The sequence below is a fragment of the Ruegeria sp. AK4 genome (assembly GCF_056541025.1).
Map to the genome: position 1 here is coordinate 1 of NZ_JBQFXS010000058.1, position 3,556 is coordinate 3,556.

5 protein-coding genes and 1 pseudogene are annotated in these 3,556 nt (G+C 51.7%); 5 read left to right on the plus strand and 1 reads right to left on the minus strand.

Going from position 1 to position 3,556, the window contains the following annotated elements; all coding sequences use genetic code 11:
* Window positions 1-359 precede the first annotated feature (359 nt).
* The 5 genes from ACR0EZ_RS25750 (at window position 360) to ACR0EZ_RS25770 (ending at window position 2,898) form a co-directional block, all read left to right on the plus strand.
* Entirely contained in the window at window positions 360-698 is a 339-nt protein-coding gene (locus tag ACR0EZ_RS25750; RefSeq protein WP_480617677.1) for a cupin domain-containing protein, read from the plus strand.
* A complete protein-coding gene (locus tag ACR0EZ_RS25755) occupies window positions 695-1,051 on the plus strand; it encodes a hypothetical protein (RefSeq protein WP_480617679.1) in 357 nt (118 codons plus the stop codon). Before ACR0EZ_RS25750 ends, ACR0EZ_RS25755 begins: the two co-directional genes overlap by 4 nt.
* Window positions 1,051-1,965: a 2-hydroxyacid dehydrogenase gene (locus ACR0EZ_RS25760; protein WP_480617680.1), complete on the plus strand. Its 915-nt coding sequence runs from the start codon at window positions 1,051-1,053 to the stop codon at window positions 1,963-1,965. The genes ACR0EZ_RS25755 and ACR0EZ_RS25760 overlap by 1 nt, the downstream gene beginning before the upstream one ends.
* A gap of 230 nt (window positions 1,966-2,195) precedes the next feature.
* Entirely contained in the window at window positions 2,196-2,672 is a 477-nt protein-coding gene (locus tag ACR0EZ_RS25765; protein WP_480617682.1) for a PfkB family carbohydrate kinase, read from the plus strand.
* On the plus strand, window positions 2,560-2,898 hold the full coding sequence (locus ACR0EZ_RS25770; RefSeq protein ID WP_480617681.1) for a PfkB family carbohydrate kinase: 339 nt from the start codon (window positions 2,560-2,562) through the stop codon (window positions 2,896-2,898). Before ACR0EZ_RS25765 ends, ACR0EZ_RS25770 begins: the two co-directional genes overlap by 113 nt.
* 49 nt (window positions 2,899-2,947) lie before the next feature.
* Here ACR0EZ_RS25770 and ACR0EZ_RS25775 read toward each other — a convergent pair.
* A pseudogene (locus tag ACR0EZ_RS25775) lies at window positions 2,948-3,257 on the minus strand (IS6 family transposase); the annotation flags it as partial.
* Window positions 3,258-3,556 lie beyond the last annotated feature (299 nt).

Consider the following 3,556-nt stretch of genomic DNA (forward strand, 5'->3'; position numbering starts at 1 on the left):
GTTAAGCTCGATGGTCGCAACTCCAAAATTGAAAGTTTGGAGTATGCGAAAAGTAACTTCAGGCCCATGATCAGAAATTGCCCTAATTCTCGGTAGTTCTGCCAAAACGGCTTTAACCGAATGCACTTGATATCGGTCGTGTGTTGGAGGCCCGTCTGCCCAATTGTCAGAAACCTAAGCCAAACTCAGATGGATCCTGATCCTGCTTGCGGCCTAGCCTTCTGAAATCGTTCGATTGTAAGACAAACTCATGCGGATTGAGCCGGTTCTTACCGCACCAAAACCTGCTAAGCGGACAATTCGGAAGTAAAGCTGTAATTGTAGGTGAGCGACATCTCTCAGGAGAATGGATAACTAAGATGAACATTTTTTTGCGAACTGATTGGGCCTCAGACGAAGGTTGGAACGAAAAACGCGAAGGGCAAAACGCTGGAATGGGCATTTCGTTTCTTTTCAATGAAGTGACAGAATCCGGCAAAGGACCGCCGTTCCACAAGCACTCATATGACGAAGTTCATCTGGTGCGTCAGGGACAAGCTCGGGTCACTGTTGGAGACGAAGAGGCAGTAGTGAAAGAAGGCGACATCTTGGTTATTCCTGCAAATACGCCACATACGGTTTTGACTTCAGGAAAAGGACCCTTTGAGATCATTAGCGTCCATTTATCCGACAAGTTTACGATGGAAGTCCTTAAATGAGTTCATCCATTGTCCAAGAGTGGATTGAAGGGTTCAGTTCAGCCCTTCGCCGGGTGCTGTCTGACGAATTCGAACTCGTCTCTGGTAGGCCATTGAGGCTGTCCTTTATCTACCCGGTTTACTTTGGAATTGTGGGCGATATGGCGCTTGGCTTCAGGCTCATCACGCCACCCTACGGGCAGTGTCTGAAGATAGCATCGAAGATCGGAGGTTTAGCTCTGCTGAAATCCATGGGGCCGAAAACGGTCTACCTGACCGGCATGTTGGGCGTTCTTCTAGCGACTATCGTTTTCCCTGAGATCGCGCTCGGCCTACCGCGGCGGATTGCGCCTGACCTGATCGGAGTACGCTGATGATACTGCTTCGCGCACCTTTGCAACCGCCAGAAATCACCAAAGAAATCAGGGACAGATTCGAAACGGTGGATGAGGCCGATGCAATGGCTTCAGCCAAAAGAGTCACGGCTGTCGCCACAAAAGGCAATATCGGCCTGCCGGGTGAGATCATGGTAAAGCTGCCTGCCTTGCGGCTGATCGCGGTTTATGGAGTTGGTGTTGACAAGATCGATCTTGAACAAGCTCGTGCACGTGGAATCGTTGTTACCACAACTCCCGACGTGTTGACTGACGCAGTCGCAGAAAACGCCGTCGCACTCATACTAGCGTCGGCCAGGCGTGTAGTCGAAGGGGACAATCATGTGCGAAGCGGTGCCTGGTCAAAGTCCAAACTTGGTCTCGGTTACAGCTTACGCGGCCGCACCCTAGGAATTCTTGGGTATGGCAGGATCGGTCGGCGGATAGGTGAATTGGCGCGTGGTTTTGGAATGACAATATTGTACACCGGACGCGCACCCGCAGCAGGAGAAGAAGATAAGTATCGAGCGACGGCAACCGCCCTCGCCCGCGATGCGGACATCCTCGTTATCGCCGCGGCTGGCGGCGCTGAAACAGCTGGAATAGTAGACGCCGAGGTGCTTGAGGCACTTGGCGAGAATGGACTGCTAGTCAATATCGCACGCGGGAGTATTGTTAACGAGGATGACCTGGTTTTTGCCCTGAAGGAGGGCGTAATCGGGGGTGCCGCGCTTGATGTATTCGAGAATGAACCGTCTCCGCGTCCGGAATTTGCGCAGATGAGAAACGTCGTGCTGACACCTCATCAGTCATCAGCGACAAAGGATGCGCGACAGGCGATGGGACGGCTTGTAATCGACAATCTCGCAGCCTTCTTCGACGGGAAGCCACTTATAACACCCTTGGAGCTCTAAAAATGACGCGGGTCGTATCTATTGGCGAGGCACTGGTCGAACTGACTCAGTCCGAAGGTTCTCCCGGGAGGTCTCGAAAAGGGCATGGTTGCGACACACTGAACACGGCGATTTATTTGGCCAGGTGCTCGGCCCGGGCAATGTTAAATATGTGACACGGTTTGGGGGACGACGCTTTGTGAGATTGGGTCCTGTCCAATCTGACCGGTGAGGGCGTAGAAACAAACTGCATAGCCAGTGTCCCCGGAAAAACGCTTGGATTGAGCATGATAGAATGCGATGAGAACGGAGACAGCTCATTCACTTATTGGCGCGACCAATCGGCAGCGCGTGGCCTGCTACAATTGTCTGCGCTTGAAGAAAACGCGGTTAGAAATGCACGGGCGTTGTTCGTCTCAACCGTAAAACTGGCGATTCTCAGTACAGACGCTCGGGCTCGTCTCCTTGGGCTGATGGAATACCTCAAATCTGACGGGCGCGACGTTTTCTTTGACCTGAACTACAGGTCGGTTCTCTGGGAAGACTCCGACTTTGCCCGAACATCGATCACTCGAGCATTGGCCGTTTCAACTTTGGCTTTGCCATCCCAAGATGATGTGTCTGAACTTTGGCAAGTTAAAACCCATGATCCGGCGCTTAAATCTGCGAGCTTTGGGAGCACCGAGTGTTCTCCTGAAGACAGGCGGCGGACCGATTTACGACTCTAAAGTAAACGAGACGCGACAATTCAAGTTTGAACGAATTGAATACCCAGTTAATACAATAGGTGCCGGCGACAGCTTTAATGCGGCGTTCATCGCCAGCCGTTTTTCCGAGCAATCAATAGAAGAGGCAGTCTGTTCAGGCCAAGCGCTGATGTCACGGGTAGTTCTTTCCAAGGGCGCCGTTATAAATCGAGATGAAACGGCTGTGGGTCGTGCAATATTGTTGTGAATATTAGGTCGTTGACGCTCGCGTCACTACCAGGTGAATGACCTTAGGCATACCCAACAGCCCGCCAAAAATAATGTCTCTTGCCATTCACTTTCACGAAACCCTGATCCAACCGCCACTTCCATTTCGATAATGCGCGCAGCTGCTGAACACGCTTCCGTCTGATCCCGGCAGCAAACATCGGGCCAAATCTGTTCCAAAAGTATCGGACGGTTTCGTGGCTCACGTCGATGCCTCGCTAGTGTAACAGATCTCCCGACATTCCGAAGCGATAGCGGGAATCGGAAGTACAGCATCACCGCAAGGCGGATGATCTCGGGATTGGTTATAAAGTATTTGAATGAGGTAGGTCTGGTCATGGGCAAAAGCTACGCAACCGCACTGCCCCGCTCAACCAAAGCTCTTCTGACAAGGCCGTGACCAATGCTGCATTTACCGACCAATGCCAGATTTTTGATCGAGATACCCCATTAGTTCTCTTCAGGTTTCGGCCGGACTATTAAGCACTTACAGCAGATGGGTTTGGATCGATTGGGACAGCTGCGATCGTTTCTGTACGTAGTTAGACGTTCCTTTGGTTTTCTTTGGAATCCCGAAACCGTCGCGCCAGGTAATCCACGAACGCTCTGGTTTTTGGTGCTAGATTGCGCCTGTCGGC